This window comes from Mongoliibacter sp. (assembly GCF_007692705.1).
Lineage (GTDB): Bacteria > Bacteroidota > Bacteroidia > Cytophagales > Cyclobacteriaceae > Mongoliibacter.
Genome location: NZ_REBN01000165.1, coordinates 1 through 19,035, shown reverse-complemented (window position 1 = coordinate 19,035; position 19,035 = coordinate 1). Strand labels below are relative to the sequence as shown.

Here is a 19,035-nt window from a genome sequence, read left to right as displayed (position 1 = left end):
TTGAATCCTGAATTTTCATAATGCATAGCCTAAGAAAATCCCAGAACCAAGATTAATGCATCCTATCCCCCCTAATTTCAAGGCCCTTGATGACTTCAGCTTCATATTGTAACCATTCCTTCCACCTTTTTTCCACCTTTTCGGGCTCTCCATAGTACCTGGCAAGTTCCAGAAAATTAACATAGTGTCCGGCTTCAGACACCATCAACTCATAGTAAAATGCCTTCAATTCTTCATCTTGAATATTTTTGGAAAGGAGCTTGAACCTCTCACAACTTCTGGCTTCTATCAATGCGTTCATCATCAACAGCTCTGTTACCTGTTGAATTCTATTTCCTCCTTTTTTGACGAAATCCTTCAACCTGATGACATATTCGTCTTTCCTGGCTTTACCCAATTTAAAACCTCTTTTTTTCAATTGTTCTAAAACCCGCTCAAAATGCCCCCATTCTTCAGCAACCACAGGAGTAAGTTCATCCACCAATTTCTCAAACTCATTGAACAGTACAATCATAGAAATGCATGAAGAGGCTGCTTTTTGCTCGCAATAGGCATGATCTACCAAGATATCCTCAATATTCATTTCAGCAATATTTACCCACCTGGGATCTGTGGGAAGCTTTAAGCTGAGCATTTTTTCTTTGGTACTTTCTATCCAGTTCATCATCAATCAAATAAAGGCCAACTGATTCCTATGTCAAGTGCTCTTTTGAGACCGGTATAATATGGGGTAACGAAATATCCTGGCTCACTCAGGGTATTGATATTAAGGTGGTTGAACCTTACCAATATCCTAGTCCTGTTGATTCTTGCATTAAGAAAAAAATCAACCACAGGATAAGCCAAAACAAGAAAATCATTCTGCAAATGGAAATTTTGCAAGGCTGGATTATAGGCATCCGCAAAATAATCACTTCTAAACCTCCCCTCAAATCCAATTTGTATGAATAGGTTTTCATCAAACATTGGGCTATCGTAGAATATCCTACTGTTGGCAAAGAACTCCGGTATCCGGAAATTTTCAGCCCCTCCACCAGAAAGTAAAGTGTAATATAATTCAGACTCCCAGAAAAATTTATTCCTGAGGTTAAAGGAATATGTCAAACCAGGAATCAACATAAATGCTTCCGCATTTGCCTGTGCAGCTTGCTGATTTTCGTCAAAAAAGACATAATTATTGATTCTGTTAATCGTGACACTCGGCCTTAGGCTCCAATGCTTGAAATCTGCCTTGATAACCCCCTTGACCTGATCCAGGCCTATATTATCAAACCTGTTTGACCAGCGATGATGATTGCCTCTGTTGAGTTGCTGGATTGAGGTAGGTTTGTAAAGGGCTTTGGTGTATGAAGCCTCCAACCAAGGCGAAACGAATAAGCCGTGTATACGGAAAGCTCCGGGAAGCAGGTATTCTCCTTCTGCTTCAAACTTCCATTGAGGGTTAATTTCGCCTCTCAGGGCACCTCCCAAGTACAATTCGTCAAATCCATTTGGATTGACCATAAATTGGCTGGACATATTACCAGTCCTATACCTGATAAAGGCATTGTAAAAAACCGGTCCTAAATCTCCTTTAAACCCTGCTTCGTTTCTCCATTCGGTAAACCGGAAATTATTGGCGGTACTATCCGTTGTATTATAACGGACAGGATTGGTCAAATTAAAATAAGTAGAATCACCCGTCCTTAAATTAGTAGTAAAATCCATTTGTTGGATTTTGCGGTCCAACACATGATAAACCTGAAGACCTTTATACAACTCATACTCATGATAAAGATGTAATTCCTGCCTTAAATCTACTGCCCTAGAATTCCTAAGCCATACTTTTGCATCTTCGTAGGCAAACAATATAGATGTTTCATCAATCTCAGGAGGAATGATGCCTCCTTGCTCCCTTACCTGATGCTTCATCCTTGAAAAATTCCCCAATAAAAAATATTTCCCGTTTTCTGACCGGTAATTGGTATGCAGGGAGTATGAGTTCTGATCAGTCAAATTATCATCTCTGGCATTGGGGTTGAGTGTTTTTCTCGCTCTGATGGTACTCAGATTGAAACCAACATTCCATCTTGGATTCACATTTCTGGCAAAAGCCAAATCAAGCATATTCCTGTTTCCACCTCCCCAAAAAGCATTCATTTCAGTATAGGGAGACTTGGAATCAAAATACTTCATGCTGTCAGACGAATTATGATAGAGGTCGTAGGCATGAAATCCTGATGTCACACCAATCATTTTGGGTGATTGATAGAAAATAGGTTGGGCAGCACTGCCTATATTACCTAAGTCCTGGTATTTCCAACCGGTTTTGGCTACAGGTTCGTAATAATGAAAATTATTAAGCAGTGTATCAATTTCATGTTTGATGTCTTTATTTCGTTTGACATCTTTTTCAAAAAAATACAAAGTCGTCTTTGGCCCAAAGACCATCTTTGTTGAATCATCAATAAGCTTTTTTCTCTCACCTGATTCCTGCTGCATTTCTTGCTCAGGATCCCTTTCTTGACGCTGCTGCATGCCCTGATTTTGCTGACCAGGAGGTGTAGTAGTCGGACTGATAGGCCGTATCTGTGCTTTTACCTCAATACCAATCAGGCAAGCGCATATCAAAAAGAAAATGGCAAATCGTAATCTCACAGACGGTAGGCTTTTTCGGCGATCATATTTGATATTTGACTGAGCAAATATTTTTGATCCTTTTCAGTCATTTTTATTTTTATCGGCAAGGCAAAAATCGGAATTTCTACCAAATAATCATGAAAGCTTGGTTTTTTTAGTTTTACAGCATCCTTTTCGGTGGTAATAACCATGCAATCCTTATGTGAAGCTACCAAACCTATGATGTGTTTTACTTCCGAAACCTTATATTCATGATGGTCTTTATAGTTTATTTTTTCAACCACCTCAAACCTCCTTTCGCATTCTTGGACAAACAAACTGTCATTGGCAATCCCCGATACCACAATTGCTTTAGGTTTGACATGAATGCCATTTTCCAAAACGGAAATAGGTTCTCCATATTGGATCATAGAGAAAATAGTTTTTGCTGAAGTAAATTCCGCTATCCGGTTCTTGTAGCTATTTCTCTCTGTGGCTCCCATATCTGACGGACATTTGGTTACCACCACCACATCTGCCCGGCTGGCGCCCATTTTTGATTCCCTTAGCCTACCAAGAGGCAAAACCTGATCATCAAAAAAAGGTTTTTGATAGGTCGTCAGTAAAATATAAAAATCAGCTTTTAAATACCTGTGTTGAAACGCATCATCCAATAAAATGAGATCAGTGTCAGGATAATTTTTCAAAATACTGGCAATTGCTGAAACTCTTTTTTCACCTACTGCTACTTGAATTTTTTCTTTGAATTTTGAAAAAATTTGAAACGGTTCATCTCCTACTTCTAATGGCCCAAGGTTTTCATTGACCATCAAAAAACCACTAGTCTTTCTCCCGTACCCTCTGCTCAAAACCACCAATTGGTGCTTTTCGGCAAACTGCTCCACCAAAAACTCAACCATGGGAGTTTTTCCGGATCCCCCAACATTCAAGTTCCCTACTACAATATTGGGAACTTCAAAATTATGGCTTTTCTTAATGTCCAAGTCAAACATCCGATTGCGGACTTTGGTAACCGCATCGTAACATAAGCTTAAAGGATAGAGCAAAGGATCATACCATCGCATGGATAATTTTACTTATTTTGGGACAAAGTAATGGAAAAAATATGGTTTACACGATTCAGGATATTGTTTCTTATTTGGAGAAAATAGCTCCTCCTAGCTACCAAGAGTCTTATGACAACGCACAATTGATCACAGGCAACCCAAAAGATGAATTAAAAGGCGTTTTATGTAGCTTGGATGCAACTGAGGCTGTTGTAGATGAAGCCATAGATCTGGGGTGCAACATGATTGTTGCCCACCACCCCATTGTTTTCAAAGGGCTTAAAAGTTTTACAGGAAAAAATTACGTTGAAAAAACTATCGTAAAAGCCATAAAAAACGACATAGCGATTTTTGCCATACATACCAATCTAGATCATGTAGCACATGGCGTAAACAAAAAAATATGTGATATCCTGGGCCTGAACAAAACAAGAATTCTTAGGCCAAAAAAAGAATTGCTTTCTAAATTGGTGACATTCTGCCCTCTTGATGCAGTCAATGATGTAAGCCAAGCAATGTTTGCGGCAGGTGCAGGTGCGATTGGTGAATACAGTGACTGCAGTTTCCAATGTAAAGGTATAGGGACCTTTACACCGTCGGAAAAGTCTAAACCATACAAAGGGCAGAAAGGGGAACCTCACGAGGAAGAGGAGCTAAGGATAGAAGTTCTTTTGCCTTCATACTTGGAAAGGAAGGTTTTGTCAGCACTCAAAAAAGCCCATCCTTATGAAGAAGTTGCATACTTTATCACCAAGCTTGAAAATGAAAATCAGGAAGTCGGTGCAGGAATGGTAGGTGAACTGGATTTTGAAATGGATGAAGCAGCTTTTTTATCGTATCTCAAAAAACAAATGAACCTCAAAATAATAAAACACACCCATTTACTTGACAGACCTATCAAAAAGATAGCAGTGTGTGGGGGAGCGGGGATTTTCTTGCTCAATGATGCCAAAAACTCTGGAGCTGATGTTTTTATAACTTCAGATGTAAAATACCATGAATTCTTTGATGCTGAAAATCAGCTTATTATTTGCGATATTGGCCATTATGAAAGTGAAATTTACACAAAAGACCTACTCAGGGATTTATTGTCGCAAAATTTTAGTAATATTGCACTCTATTTGACAAAAGTAGTTACGAATCCCATAACTTATATATAGTACATGGAAAGTACAGTTTCACAAAAGCTTGAAGCCTTATTAAACCTTCAAAAATTAGATTCCAGACTCGACGCAATTTTTAAAGTTAGAGGAGCCCTTCCAGAAGAAGTCCAAGACCTTGAAGATGAGATAATAGGATACGAGACAAGATTGGAGAAATTCAATAATGATCTTAGTAGCCTTGAAAATGATATTAAAACCTTTAAGGAAAATATCAAAGAATCTGAAAAGCTGATCAAGAAATATCAAGAGCAGCAGATGAATGTCAGAAACAACAGGGAGTATGACGCCATCACCAAAGAACTTGAACTTCAAGATCTTGAAATCCAGGTTTCAAAGAAAAAAATCGGAGAATCTCAAGCTAGAATTGAGAGTAAAAACACCGATGTAGAGGCTTTGAAAGAAGTTTTAAGTGAAAGACAAAAAGATCTTGACACAAAGAAGAAAGAATTGGATACTATCGTTTCTGAAAGTGAAAACGAAGAATCTAAGCTCAAAAACGACAGAGAGAAAGCAACCAAAAAAATTGAAGACAGGCTTTTAAAATCTTATAACAAGATCAGAGACAATGCCAAAAATGGTTTGGCTGTGGTGATGGTTAAAAGAGGTGCTTGTGGAGGTTGTTTCAATATTGTACCACCACAAAGGCAAGCAGATATTCGAGAAAAGAAAAAGCTTATTGTGTGTGAGCATTGTGGAAGAATATTCGCTGGAGTTGAAGACGAGATCGAGGAAGAACCAGTAAAAAAGAAAAGAAGCAGCAGGTCCTAACAGGCTGATTCATAAATTGAAAGTCCGAAATAGATATTTCGGACTTTTTTTTTATGCTCAATAAACTATAAATTTAGACTTTCTACTATCTAATTATTCAAGCAATGAAAAGATTTTTTGTTTTCACTATATGTATCTGCTTTGGATTTTCTTGTTCAGAACCTGGAGAACCTGTAATAGAAGTTGATCCGGAAAACTTCGAGCAAGTTGATAATTCTACTCTTAACCGGGGTTTTATTTTCGGGATGGAAATCATTGATGATAAGCTTTTTTTTCTCCATGAAAGTTATCCGGGATACATCAATAAAGAAGGCTCCATCACTTTTTCTTGCTGCTTTACAAGTGGATTAAACCGAAGATTCAGGCCTTCTTTTACCGAAGATTATATTCTTCACCCAAGCGAAAACCTCAAAGGGCTAGCTATTTTCCCGACAGATTTTGGAGAAACAAGAGGATTAATTTTTGCTGATCATTTAAATGAAAATGGAGCCGATCGACTGTTGGTATCAGATACTCAGAAGGAACTTATCCATCCCGAAAGAACCTTTGACCTTAACGGCAATCATTTAATCCTGAACCTTGTAAATGCCGGACATCATCGAATCCTTATTCTTGAAATAGACTTTGGAACTGGATTTGGCAGGATTGAAGTAAGTAAGGTTGCGGAAATCAATCCATTAAGTTTGGGGTTATCTTCTGACGAAAATGGTCAGGGATTGATTATACAAAGTGTCAAAAAGCTGGAAGACCAATGGGTAGCCCACATTAGAAAAGAGGGCGATGAACCCGAATCAGGAGATTCATACCTGATTTCCAAAGATGGAAGTACACAGAAACTTATAGGCCCCTCCACAGGGAGTACGAATTTCAGGTTTTACGATTTTGCTCAGGTATCCCCTTTGGAATATTTGATTTCAGAATCCCCTGTAGGAAGAATTTCTTACTCCAATTCACCCCTGTCCGAAACCAAGGAATACATCACCGAACTCAATGGTCCATTGATCATCAGATCTGATGGGGACAAAGGATTGATTTTCATTCCTGGAACTGAAGTTCTTTCTTCTCTGGAAAATTTCCGGGAAAATGCTGTTTCTAATCATCAACTTACGGAATTGGACAGAACAGGGCTAAACAGTGCACAAATATATGATGTACAGTTTTTTGGCGGCAAAGTCTATGTCGCTACCAGAAATGGGCTGTTTGTAAAAAGCCAAGAAAACTTTTGGGAAGAAGTGAGACTTCCCTGATCAAGCCCGCAACTGGTTGTTAATTATAAATTTAATGAGATCCTCCACAGGTATTCCTGCCCTTACTGAGGCATCAGCGATGTCTTCCCTGCTTACCTGAGCGGCAAAACCCTTGTCTTTCAACCTCTTCTTTACTCCTTTAATTTCCATGCCATCATAACCTTGAGGCCTCATCAACGAATAAGCATGGATTAATCCTGATAGCTCGTCAAATGCATAAAGCATTTTATCCATTTCCGATTCCGGTTCTACCCCAAAATGAACTGGACCATGGCTGGCTATTGCCTTCATTATCCGCGGGTCTTGATTCCTGCTTTCTAACTCCTCAATAATTCTCTTACAATGCTCATCTGGCCATCGATCCCAATCTGCATCATGAAGTAGACCGGCGATATACCACCTATGCTGTGTTTGATTATCATAACCTTTGGACTCAGCATAGGATTTCATCAGATGTCCAACTTGCTTCATGTGGAAAGCAAGTTTATCGTTTTTAACCCAATCCGAAAGTAATACCATTGCTTCCTCTCGAGTCATAACATTCCCATCGTTTTCGGAAGAACCAAATTCCTGTCTATTTAAAATAAGAGATCCAGTCATAAACTTTTAAATAACTTTTATTGTATTTTAAATATTGTATTTTGCTTTTTCTATATATATTAGCGCTAATTATCTAAGCTTTTAAGTGAATCCTTTCCCCAACAGTCACAATATTCTTCCTGAATTATTGAATAATTCAGATCAAATTTACTTTGTGGTATTGGATCAAAATCACTTAATTATTGAAGCCAATAAAAACTTCAATAAGCAACTCTCATTTTTAGATAAACCTATAATAGGTAAGTCTTTTTCAGAGATAATCTTTCCTCAAGATTTTTCAAATTATCAATATTTATTAGAAAAAGCACTAACTAGCCAAAAAACAAGTTTCAAAGTCAAGCTTAGAAAACTCAATAATAAGGGAAATGATTTTATCTGGACCAGTTGGGAATTCAAAGTCACTTCTTTAGAGAAGGGATTTTTATATGTTGGTATTGCACACACTATACCCAATCACCGCCATAATCATTGGGATATTCCTGAAACAATGAATGAACTCCAGGTAAAAAATGAAGTACTGGACGGCCTATTCGAAAACCATTTATTGGGTTTTTGGCTTTGGGATTTAAATCGAAAAAAAGATGAGCTTAGCGCTTCTCTTCTTATCTTTCTCGGGTATGATCCAAATGATTTTGACTCTAGAAATAGACAGGTAAAATGGAAAAAACATGTCTACCCACCTGACAGCAATAAGGTTGAAGCTCAATTAAAGGAGCATATTTCTTCTATGGGAAAAATCCCCTTTCATTGTGAGTTTAGAATTTTAAATCTCAAAGATGAAATAAAATATGTGGTCTGTTATGGAAAAGTCATAAACTGGACACAAATGAGCACCCCAAAACTTATGGTTGGAGGTCTTTTTGACATTTCAGAAAAGAAAGCGTCAGAGGCATTACTTGAAAAACAGAATGAATTCCTGAAAACACTGGCATTTAATCAGTCTCACCTGATGAGGGCTAAATTGGCAAATATTCTTGGCATATTACAAGTCATTGACATGAAAAAAAAACCAGAAGAAGCTTCAGAACTTTTAAATATCCTAAAAACTGAAGCCAATAAACTCGATAAAGTGCTTCAGGAGAGTATTCACGACTCTAGCCATTTCTCTCCTGAAGATTCAGCTTGATTCATTTTTCATAAATTCAAGCTATTCCACTTCAATATCCAATTCAAAAGCCGTCTGATCCCAAGAAAACCTTAAAACTCCTGAATTTGAAGTTTTAGAAATTACTTCAAACTTAAGTTGTTCTGCTTGAACTTCGGGAGTGAAAGTTTCAATTTTGATCCTCAATACATCATCAGCTTCATCATAATCATCCGCCAAGTGTTGCTCGTAATTTTTGTTTAGGATAACCGTCCAGCTATTCTCTCCAGGAATTGTAAAAAGTGCATATTTCCCCTTTGGAACTTTTTCACCTTCTATGATCAAATCTTTATTGAAAGCTATGCTTGTTGCGGTATGCGCACCGGTTACCCATACTTCATCAAAAGCTACTAAGCCTCCGAAAATCTGTCTTCCCCTGACACTCGGAGCAGAATAATCAATATGCACATGATTAGATCCTATATTGGCCATCGCAGCTGTCCTAGGACTCTTGGCGTTGGATGTTCCTGCATGGGCTGAATGGTCATGATGTTCATGCCCATTGGACTCTGCTACTTTCTCCTCCTTTGGTGAAGAACAAGAGATGGATAATAATAGAGCGGCGATGATTAATTTATTTTTCATATTTTAAAGTTTGAATATTACATTTTTGGAAATACACTTCGTGAAATAAAGTTGAAATATGCCTTCGGCGAAATATTGTTGAAATACACTTCGTGAAATAAGATTGAAATATGACTATTCCTTCTCCAGACAGGTTCAAAGGAATATAATTGATTTACTCGTGACTGAATTTATTGATAAAACCCTTAAATGAACAGTATCTATTTCAACTATATTTCCGTTGTATTTCTACATTATTTCAACAATATTTCCATTATATTCCCATCGTATTTCTACTTTATTTCAATCATATTTCAACTTTATTTCAACCATATTTCATTTCTAATGAACATGCCCCACCTGCACTTCAGGCTGATTACCGGACGATGAAGTCACCCTTTTCCCAGGCTGATAAGTATCTTTCACTTCCCCGCAAGTCAGCATCATATCTCCGAAGTAGGGGTTTCGGATTTCTTTTTCTGAACTCAGCCAGTATGCACCCTGATCTTTAAATGCCATTGGACAGTATTGACGATAAATGGTGTTCTCTACCACTCCGAAATATTCTACTGCATCAATCAGGTTATCAGAAAGGATTTCGAAATGCTTTCTCTGCTCCTCCACATCTGAAGTTTGGGCAATTTTATCCAAACTATTTTGCATAGGCCTTAACAAATCCATCCAAATATCATGGGCTTTACCATCCAATAGTTTCATATCCACTTTACTCAAGCTAGATTTGGCAGGGCTAATTGTAGCTTGGGTGCTCTTGGCATCGGTTTTCACCAAAGCATCTTTGATGGGCAGGTAACTTTGAACAAAGGTGGTCAGTTGCTTTCTAAACTCCTCGGGTACATCTAAAGTCTTCACTTCAGGCCTCGTCATCATGCTGTAATTCCCGCTCAACTGAGCTGCGGCATCAATAGCAAATACTCCATTGGAAACTACCTGATCACCTTCCTCCAAGCCAGAAAGTATCAAATAATCATCTCCTACTCTTGCTCCGATCTCTATTTCTCGCATTTCAAAAGCAGGAGCTTCTTTATCGCCTACTTGAACATACACCACAGACCTCGGACCAGTCCACAAAATGGCAGTTTTAGGAATCATCAAACCAGAGGCAGTGGCTTGGGAGGTGGAAATATTAGCGGAAACAAACATTTCAGGCTTCAATTCAAAATTACGGTTGACCGCTTCTGCCCTTACCCCAACTGTACGGGTATCAGGATTGAGCACAGGGTCAATGTACGTGACCTTAGCCTTGAACTCTCTTCCAGGATAAGAAGAGACCTGAAAAGTCAAATCATTTCCTTTTTTGATAGCACCCAAGTCAGATTCATAGGCATCCAACATTACCCAAACAGAACTCAAGTCCACGATTTCAAAAAGTGCTGAACCTCTATTGACAAAGTCTCCCACAGCTATATTTCGGGCTGTTACTACTCCTGCAACATCTGAAAAGACATCAAATTGGGTTTTCACCTGACCTGAACTTTCGATAGCCGCGATTTGATCATCAGAGATTTTCCAGAGCTTCAATTTCTCCTTGGCAGCCTGATACAATGCAGGCTGACGGTCTTTAATTTTGGCTGTTTCCAAAAGCTCTTTCTGAGCATTGACCAATTCTGGAGAATAAAGCGTAGCAAGTTTTTCTCCCCTTCTTACTTCCTGACCGGTAAAGTTCACATAAAGCTGATCTACACGTCCAGCATAATTGGCCGTCAGACTCTTTACCCTTTGCTCGTTAGGCTGGATTTTACCTGTGAGGGTGAGTTTCCCAGAGCCAGATCCAGATTTCACACGCGTGGTCTGCACATTGGAAAGAGCAACTGCCTCAGGCGTAATCTCCAGGATAAAAGGACTGGATTCTCCATTTTTTTTATTACTTACTGGAGTAAGTGCCATGCCACAAAGTGGGCATTGCCCCGGTTCATTTTGACGGATTTGCGGATGCATGGAACAAGTATATTCCACCCCGTTTTCGTCAATATGAGTATGTTCGTGATCAGGATGTTCTTCCCCACCCCCACGAATCAAGTATCCTCCCACTGCGCCAAAGAATAGGCAGCCGAGGATTATTATCAAGATTTGTTTTTTATTGTTCATTTTTTTTGAAGATGTAAGACATAAGACGCAAGATTCAAGACTAACTTAACCTTAGGATTAACCTTATTTCTATTTTATTTCAACTTTATTTCTACTGTATTTCAATTATTAAACACCAACCAAAGTCTCCATTTTAGCCAATTGTATTTCCCTTTCAATTTTTGTATTCAAAGCATTCAACCTGAAATCCAATAATTCCCTTTGGATATTAAGAATTTCCTCGAAAGAACTGCCTTCAGTGGCATAAGATGTGACAGAAAGTTCCATGGTCTGCTCTGTCAATTCAATTTGTTCTTCCAAGAGCCTTATCTTTCTTTCAGAATCTTTGATATTAGCCAGGATACTTTCAAATTCGGTTTCCAAGTTTCTTTGTAAATCTTCTTTTTGCCTTTCATTGGCTTCCCAATAAAGCTTAGACTCCGCTTCCATCGCCTTGTATTTTTTCCTGTATATCGGTAAAGTAACAGTTGCCATAGGCATGACCATGTTGTTACCCATACCGGCAGGCATGTAATCCATACCTCCCATTCCTCCCGGTACACCCATTTCAGCTCTTGGAGAAAAGACCATATAATTCAAACCCAAACCAAACATGGGCTTGCCTTCCAGTTTCGCCATTTCACCCTGCTTTTGAAAAGCCATACCTTCTTTTTCCAGCATCAACAACATGGGATTAGTCTCTAGAATTTCTTCCAGAAAAGCCAATTCCCAACCAGTCCCTTTTTCCGTCAAAATGTCCGAATCAATGGCTATTGGTTCGTTTTTTCCTTTCCCCAGCAATTGATTGAACCTTGCCGATAAGGGTCTTTTGTCCACTTCTAATTGTTGTAAATCAGACTCTAAGGCCTTGATCTGAACTTGTAGGCGCAGAACATCTGTGAGTTTGCCAGAGCCTCCACCCGAGCCCATTGTAGACATTGCCGACGAGCCTCCAGATGGGGCTGATCCTCCCGAAGAAGATCCACTTCCTCCCATACCCATACCGTCAGAAGTATTAGATTGACCTGTTCTAGAAGAGCTTCTTACAGCATTGGAAACAGAAGAGGCTGCTTCAGAAGTATTGCCTCCCTGATATCGGATGATGGCCAATTCTTCCAAAGACTTCAAAATCTCCAGATTGGAAGCCGTGATATCAATAGTGTTTTGTAATTGCTGCAATTGGAAATAAGTCTCTTTGACCTGATACAGCAGGACATTCCTTTGTTGTCTGAATTCCTCGTACTTAGCTTCTGCCATCAGCGTCGCTTCATCCTTCTGGGTTTTAAGCATCCCAAACCAAGGAAACATTTGCATCACGGATGCTTCCCCACGCTGATTCCCCATCAATAACTCCATAGGTCTGGTGAATACACCGATGTTTAATTGGGGGCTTTCTAAGGTTACTTGATTCACTTTTTCAAGGCTAGCCTTATAAACCGTAAATGAAGATTGAAGTGATGGATTATTTTCTGTGGCTTCTTCTAAATATTGATCTAGAGACTGGCTATTGGCTTGAAATATGGTGGAAATACATAGAAATATTATCGAAATAATTTTAAGCATCAGACCATTTTTACTATTTGTAACCTTTTGGGAGAAATTGATCAGAAATTGAAATATGGTAGAAATACATTGAAATATGATAGAAATAATATTAAACATCAGACCTTTATCCCTTTTATTTACCATTTTATATAGGGTTGAAATAGATCTCTTCTCTAAACCTTTGAAAGTATTTGGCTGCTCTATGTGAATAAGCATATCTTTAATTCCTTCCATTTTCTCCTCCTTTCTTTGATTCGTAAGTTTTTGAAATCATATTATTCAATTTTATTTGAAGGGGTTTATGAATTGCACAGATTTGATCCCATTCTTCCTGAGAAATCTGACCTCTTTCGAATCCAAGATCTAACCAATGTTCTTTCCCTTCTGATAAAGAAGCCCTGGAAATAAAATAGAATCGCATCTTCTCTAAATAATGATATCGACCATATCCTTCCGCAATATTAGCCCCTACAGAATCTATAGATTCAAGCATCTGATCTCCCCAAGTCTTTTTTTCTTGATATGATAGCCTGCTATAAATCTCCCATGCTATTGCCGACAGCTTCCTTGATAACTGGTATATCTCCAGATCCTTTAGCGGAATGAAATTCTTTTTCCCATCCATCATATTTCTATTTAAATATATCAATCATATTTCGGCAAATCCTTATTTCAACTCTATTTCGCCGAAGGCATATTTCAACTGTATTTCGTCCCAGACATATTTCACGAAGTATATTTCAACCCTATTTCGCCGAAGGCATATTTCGCGAAGCATATTTCAACTCTATTTCGCTTTAGCATATTTCAACTTCGTTTCCTGATACTTCCCATATAGCACCGGCACAATAAACAAAGAAATAAGCGCCACCGTCATTCCCCCAAAAGCAGGTATTGCCATTGGGATCATGATATCCGACCCTCGGCCTGAACTTGTCAATACAGGAAGCAGTGCCAACAAAGTGGTTGCTGTTGTCATCAAACAAGGCCTAACCCTTTTCAAGCCAGCTTCCAAAACTGCTTTGCGGACTTCTTTGACATTCTCAGGTTGTATTCTTTCGAAACTTTGTTTCAGGTACGTTCCCATCACTACACCATCGTCTGTGGCAATCCCAAACAAGGCAATAAAACCTACCCATACCGCCACAGAAAGATTGAATGTGCGCATCTGGAAGAGTTCCCGGATATTGGTACCAAGGAAGTTGAAATCGAAAAACCAATCCTGCCCATAAAACCACAACATCATAAAGCCTCCCGAAAAGGCCATAGCTATGGCAGAGAAAATCATCAGCACCATGGCTGTCGAACGGAACTGCAAATACAAAATCAGGAAAATTACCGCCAAGGATAGTGGGATCACAATCGCCAAGCGCTTCTCTGCACGGATTTGGTTTTCGTAACTTCCCGAGAAAGTATAAGAAACTCCAGCAGGAACATCCAATTCTCCAGAGTTGATTTTATTTTGAATAAATGCCCTGGCATCATCTACCACTGTACCTTCAGCAAATCCATCTCGCTTATCAAAAAGCACATAACCAACCAAGAAAGTATTTTCCCCTCGGATCATCATCGGCCCAGGACGGTAATTGATCTCAGCCAATTGACCCAGTGGTATCTGTGCTCCTGTCGGAGTGCTGATCAAAATCCGCTTCAAGGCATCTGGATCATCTCTATACTCTCTGGCATATCGGGCACGGATGGCATAACGCTCACGACCTTCTACCGTGGTACTCAAGGTCATACCTCCTATCGCTACTTCGATAAACTCCTGCACATCAGCTACATTAAGCCCGTACCTACCCAACTTAGTCCTATCCAAATCAATTTCCAGATAGGGTTTACCTAAAGAACGGTCAGCAAAGACGGCTTCGGCTTTTACAGAGGCCACTTCTTTGAGTAAGCTTTCCAGTTTCAAACTGAAACTCTCAATGGTCTCTAAGTCTGGCCCATAAACCTTCATCCCCATAGGAGCACGCATGCCTGTTTGCAACATGACCAAGCGGGTTTCGATAGGTTGTAGTTTTGGTGCGGAAGTCACGCCAGGGATATTGGAAGTTCGGATTTGAATTTCATCCCAGATATCATCCGGCGTGCGGATTTCATCTCTCCATTGACGGAAATATTGTCCTCTTCTTTCATCAGAAACTAAGTATTTGGCAACATTCCGTACTATCCCCCTTCTTCTGGATTCTTCCATATAGTTTTTATCATCATCCCAGATGGCTCCGTCCTGACGGTCAAACCACCAGTTTTTGCCATCCACTTGAAGTTGATAATTCCCCTCTCTATCTACTTTAAAGCGGAGTTTTTGGGCATTGTCATCCTGTATATATTCCGTCTTGTAATTGATGATGTTTTCATACATGGACATAGGCGCAGGATCCAGAGGGCTTTCTGCCCGTCCTGCTTTTCCTACTACCGTTTCTACTTCAGGAATCGCCTGAACCAACATGTCGAGCTGCTTCACAATCTGCATATTGGCCTCTACGCCCGAATGTGGCATGGAAGTCGGCATCAATAGGAAAGAGCCTTCATTCAAAGCTGGCATAAATTCTTTGCCCATTCCTGGCAAAGCATGGGTAAGTCCAGACCAAACTGAGGTAGTGCGGATATTCCAACCCACCTGATCAAAGCCTTTGGCGACAAATCCAAAAACAGAGCCGAAACCCAACCAAATATTAATTGCAAAAAGAATGATCAGGACTGGGATGACAAAAAATACTCTAGCATGCTCCAGACACCATTTCAATAAAACAGCATAGTACCTGATAAAAAGTGAGAATGTACCCAATACCAATCCGATAACCAGACCAATGAATAGGAAGTTGATGAAAACTGACTGAGTAAGCCCTAGTGGTCTCCATTCAAAAGCCAGAAGAACTGAAACCGCAACAACCGCAATCAACATGGCTATCTGGTTTTTGTATTTACCCTCTCTGGTCTGTGTAGGGAAGAAATGATGGATCAAGTGATTCGCAGCAAAAGCCAATAACACCATTCCTGGCCAAGGGAAATAAAACAAGAGTACTAAGCCCAAAATAGCCATTCCGATATTAAGAATAGTCTTGAAGTTTTTGGATTTGACCTTAGCCCCAAATACCCAATGCGCAAAGGCAGGCATAAAGACCAAGGTGAAAATCAATGCAGCGATCAGAGCAAATGTTTTGGTATAAGCCAATGGGCCAAAGAGTTTGCCTTCTGCGGCCTGTAGGGTGAATACAGGCAAGAAACTGACGATAGTAGTCATTACTGCTGTCAGAATTGCCGAACTCACTTCAGTGGTTGCATCATAAATAATTTGAAGCTTTGTTTTTTGCCCATCAGATTCTTCCAGATGACGGAGTATATTTTCATTCAAAATAATCCCCAGATCCACCATGGTTCCAATGGCAATAGCTATCCCTGAAAGGGCTACGATATTGGCATCTACCCCTACATATTTCATCATGATGAAGCACATCAATACTGCCAAGGGCAATAGTGCGGAAATCAAAATGGAAGCCCGGAGGTTGTACACCATCACCATGATCACGATAATGGTAATCAGAATCTGCAAACTGATGGCTTCATTCAGCGTATTGAGCGTTTCCTTGATCAAACCTGAGCGGTCATAAAAAGGCACAATGGTTACCTTGGAAATACTTCCATCTTCCAAAGTCTTGGTAGGAAGTCCGGGAGAAATTTCATCTATTTTGGCCTTGATGGCATCAATGACTTGCAAAGGATTGTCACCATACCGGGCTACTACTACCCCACCAACGGCCTCAGCACCTCCTTTATCCAAAATCGCTCTTTCGGCACGGCTGGCTGGACCAATATTTACCTTAGCGATATCTTTGATACGTAGAGGGACATTATTTGTCATTTTAACCACCGCCATTTCAATATCATCCAATGACTTTACATAGCCCAACCCGCGCACAATAAATTCCACCTGATTGATTTCCATGGTGTTGGCACCAATATCCAGATTGGACTGCTTGATCGCATTCATCACCTGCATCATGGAAACATTGTGTGCCTTCATGGCCACAGGATCCAAATCCACTTGATATTCCTTCACATGCCCCCCAATGCTCGCTACCTCAGCAACTCCTTCAGTACCTGCCAAACCATAGCGCACATAATAATCCTGGATACTTCGAAGTTCGTGTAAATCCCAACCGCCGGCAGGATTACCATTTTCATCCCTCCCTTCTAAGGTGTAAAAGTAGACCTGGCCTAATCCTGTTGCATCAGGTCCAAGCTTAGGCTGTACTCCTTCAGGCAATAATCCAGAAGGCAGAGAGTTGAGTTTTTCCAAAATTCTGGAACGGCTCCAGTAGAACTCAACATCCTCTTCGAAAATCAAATAGATGGAAGAGAACCCGAACATAGAAGTGCTCCGGATAGACTTTACCCCGGGCATCCCCAACAGGGAAGTGGTCAAGGGATAAGTAATCTGATCCTCCACATCTTGTGGCGATCGGCCCATCCAGTCGGTAAAGACAATTTGCTGGTTTTCCCCGATATCAGGAATGGCATCCACTGGTACAGGATCATTGGGAAGAAAACCTGTATTCCAATTGAAAGGAGCAGTCACAATCCCCCAAGCTACTACGAGCAAAAGGAGGATAACTGTCACCAGTTTATTTTCGAGGAAAAATTTGATGATATTATTTAGCATAGTTCTTTGGACTAAATGCTTTATATCTGATAACTCTCTTTGAATCGAAGAAACAGATATTAGTGGATACTAGATATTGATAGATATTTTGTCTGCTTTAAAACAAGACAGGTTAAAGAAAGGAACCGCTAAGAGCAAATTAGAAGTAGGATAAATCTGTCAGATTTTGAAAACCTGCTAGGTCTACAATTAAAGAAATCACCTGAATTTGGGATGTGACTTTAAATTAAAACTTTGCGGTCTTTGCTTCTTGGCGACCTTGGCGAGAAACTAAATCAGGAATACCTGACAAAAAATATAAATCGCTGTATCGTGAAATAAGGGTGGAGAAGAATCAGCAAAGGCTGTTTTCTCATCAATATCGAATGTGTAAAAAGGTGATTCAAATTGCAAAACTGGACTTGAATATTCAAAAGTCTGATGTTGAAGATTCAACACATCAGAAATTTGTTGATCAGTATTGGGAAGCTCTAAATTAGAAATATCATCGCAGCATCCCTGCATCGGTGTATTGGATTCGCAGCAAGTTTTGTATTCAGAAAAAACATTGATCCTTTGAAAATCATCTCCACAATAATGCATGGAATAGCTCAGCCCTGCGTTGAAAAACACATAGAAAACAAGGAGTGCTATTTTTATAAATGACTTCACGGTTGCTATTTACGCTTCAAATGTAAGAAGGTTTTACCTAGTAAATGTATAGAATTTTTATTTGAATTAATAATGAGGCAATTTTTGACATATGCAATTCACTCAATCCTGATTGTCAGATAGACAGAGATGAAAAGGTATACGTGACAATCACAGCGATTCAAAAGTTTCTCAGGTCATTCCTAGTAGTTAGCTAACATATTTAGTAATTATTGAATTTTTTGCTTAGTGTATTAAGCATTTAATGAGTTTTATGAGTAAATAATGAGTGTAAAGTCAAATATCGTTTTCTTTATTAAGCAATATAATGGAATCAATTGAAGAAAGATTTCTGAAAAAGTTAGTGATTTCCACATTGACAGTACATACACCTTCCGAGTAGTTGGAAAAAATATAAGCAATAAGCAGATTCAAGGAGTCAAAAACAGCTTTATCGCAGCAGATGATATCGAATACGGAAATCAGAACCGGATTCCCTTATGGCTGTTTGGATTTATGTATTGACAAAGAAGAAATTATTCCACTTGGATTAAAAAAATGAAAAAGCCAGACCAAGGGAAAAATTTGAATAAAGTCCCTGTTGAACATATTTTCTATCATCCTCATTTATTCGAATCCGAGGACCTCTTACCATATTCAAATCTCCGCTTAAAATTAAATGCAGGGCATTTCTATTTTCTAACTGATGCAATTGATATTTGAACCTGGTTCTTTGAAAGAAACTATGGTAATTCAATCTGAATTTATTTTCCCCATCAAAATGGGTCATGGTATTGACCGCTACTCCCAGACCAGCTTCAATGACAAACTTATCGGTTAAAGGAATTGCATAAAACAACATGCCTCCTTGGCTTTGCCAATTTACCCTGTCAAAAAAATCTCCCAAAATCTCTGTTTCCCCAACTTGACCTCCATTTCGAGAAATAAACAAACCAAA

15 protein-coding genes are annotated in these 19,035 nt (G+C 39.3%); 4 read left to right on the top strand and 11 right to left on the bottom strand.

Annotation, left to right across the window (positions count from 1 at the left end):
• Window positions 1-52: 52 nt before the first annotated feature.
• Genes EA341_RS10845 through lpxK form a run of 3 tightly spaced genes read right to left on the bottom strand, consistent with a single transcriptional unit; the run spans window position 53 to window position 3,683 of the window.
• Window positions 53-664: a tRNA-(ms[2]io[6]A)-hydroxylase gene (locus EA341_RS10845; protein ID WP_293014117.1), complete on the bottom strand. Its 612-nt coding sequence runs from the start codon at window positions 662-664 to the stop codon at window positions 53-55.
• Window positions 665-666: 2 nt separating this feature from the next.
• Entirely contained in the window at window positions 667-2,637 is a 1,971-nt protein-coding gene (locus EA341_RS10840; protein WP_367127311.1) for a putative porin, read from the bottom strand.
• Window positions 2,634-3,683: a tetraacyldisaccharide 4'-kinase gene (lpxK, locus tag EA341_RS10835; protein ID WP_293014068.1), complete on the bottom strand. Its 1,050-nt coding sequence runs from the start codon at window positions 3,681-3,683 to the stop codon at window positions 2,634-2,636. Before lpxK ends, EA341_RS10840 begins: the two co-directional genes overlap by 4 nt.
• Window positions 3,684-3,724: 41 nt before the next feature.
• On the opposite strand from lpxK, the gene EA341_RS10830 reads away from it, so the two are divergent.
• The 3 genes from EA341_RS10830 to EA341_RS10820 all read left to right on the top strand — a co-directional run bounded on the left by EA341_RS10830 (window position 3,725) and on the right by EA341_RS10820 (window position 6,843).
• Window positions 3,725-4,825, top strand: a complete 1,101-nt coding sequence (locus EA341_RS10830; RefSeq protein WP_293014066.1) for a Nif3-like dinuclear metal center hexameric protein — start codon at window positions 3,725-3,727, stop codon at window positions 4,823-4,825.
• 3 nt (window positions 4,826-4,828) lie between these two features.
• Window positions 4,829-5,596 (top strand): C4-type zinc ribbon domain-containing protein, encoded by a 768-nt coding sequence (locus tag EA341_RS10825; RefSeq protein WP_293014064.1) that lies wholly within the window; start codon window positions 4,829-4,831, stop codon window positions 5,594-5,596.
• A 104-nt stretch (window positions 5,597-5,700) separates the two neighbouring features.
• A complete protein-coding gene (locus EA341_RS10820; RefSeq protein WP_293014062.1) occupies window positions 5,701-6,843 on the top strand; it encodes a hypothetical protein in 1,143 nt (380 codons plus the stop codon).
• On the opposite strand, the gene EA341_RS10815 is transcribed toward EA341_RS10820, so the two are convergent.
• Window positions 6,844-7,443 (bottom strand): HD domain-containing protein, encoded by a 600-nt coding sequence (locus tag EA341_RS10815; protein WP_293014059.1) that lies wholly within the window; start codon window positions 7,441-7,443, stop codon window positions 6,844-6,846.
• Between the two features lie 85 nt (window positions 7,444-7,528).
• On the opposite strand from EA341_RS10815, the gene EA341_RS10810 reads away from it, so the two are divergent.
• Window positions 7,529-8,569, top strand: a complete 1,041-nt coding sequence (locus EA341_RS10810; protein WP_293014058.1) for a PAS domain-containing protein — start codon at window positions 7,529-7,531, stop codon at window positions 8,567-8,569.
• Between the two features lie 21 nt (window positions 8,570-8,590).
• Here EA341_RS10810 and EA341_RS10805 read toward each other — a convergent pair whose 3' ends face one another.
• The 7 genes from EA341_RS10805 to EA341_RS10775 all read right to left on the bottom strand — a co-directional run.
• Window positions 8,591-9,172 carry a DUF2911 domain-containing protein gene (locus tag EA341_RS10805; RefSeq protein WP_293014056.1) on the bottom strand — a complete coding sequence of 194 codons (582 nt, stop codon included), beginning with the start codon at window positions 9,170-9,172 and terminating at the stop codon, window positions 8,591-8,593.
• Between the two features lie 321 nt (window positions 9,173-9,493).
• Window positions 9,494-11,236, bottom strand: coding sequence for an efflux RND transporter periplasmic adaptor subunit (locus tag EA341_RS10800; protein ID WP_293014053.1), 1,743 nt, complete (start codon window positions 11,234-11,236; stop codon window positions 9,494-9,496).
• Window positions 11,237-11,365: 129 nt separating this feature from the next.
• On the bottom strand, window positions 11,366-12,799 hold the full coding sequence (locus EA341_RS10795) for a TolC family protein (RefSeq protein WP_293014051.1): 1,434 nt from the start codon (window positions 12,797-12,799) through the stop codon (window positions 11,366-11,368).
• Window positions 12,800-13,001: 202 nt separating this feature from the next.
• The gene (locus EA341_RS10790; RefSeq protein WP_293014049.1) at window positions 13,002-13,409 is read right to left on the bottom strand and encodes a four helix bundle protein; all 408 of its coding nucleotides are present in this window, start codon (window positions 13,407-13,409) and stop codon (window positions 13,002-13,004) included.
• 159 nt (window positions 13,410-13,568) lie between these two features.
• Window positions 13,569-17,447, bottom strand: a complete 3,879-nt coding sequence (locus EA341_RS10785; RefSeq protein WP_293014046.1) for an efflux RND transporter permease subunit — start codon at window positions 17,445-17,447, stop codon at window positions 13,569-13,571.
• A 270-nt stretch (window positions 17,448-17,717) separates the two neighbouring features.
• Complete coding sequence (locus EA341_RS10780) at window positions 17,718-18,098, bottom strand: hypothetical protein (protein WP_293014043.1); 381 nt, start codon at window positions 18,096-18,098, stop codon at window positions 17,718-17,720.
• A gap of 529 nt (window positions 18,099-18,627) precedes the next feature.
• A partial coding sequence (locus EA341_RS10775) for a hypothetical protein (protein ID WP_293014040.1) occupies window positions 18,628-19,035 on the bottom strand: 408 nt, incomplete at its 5' end.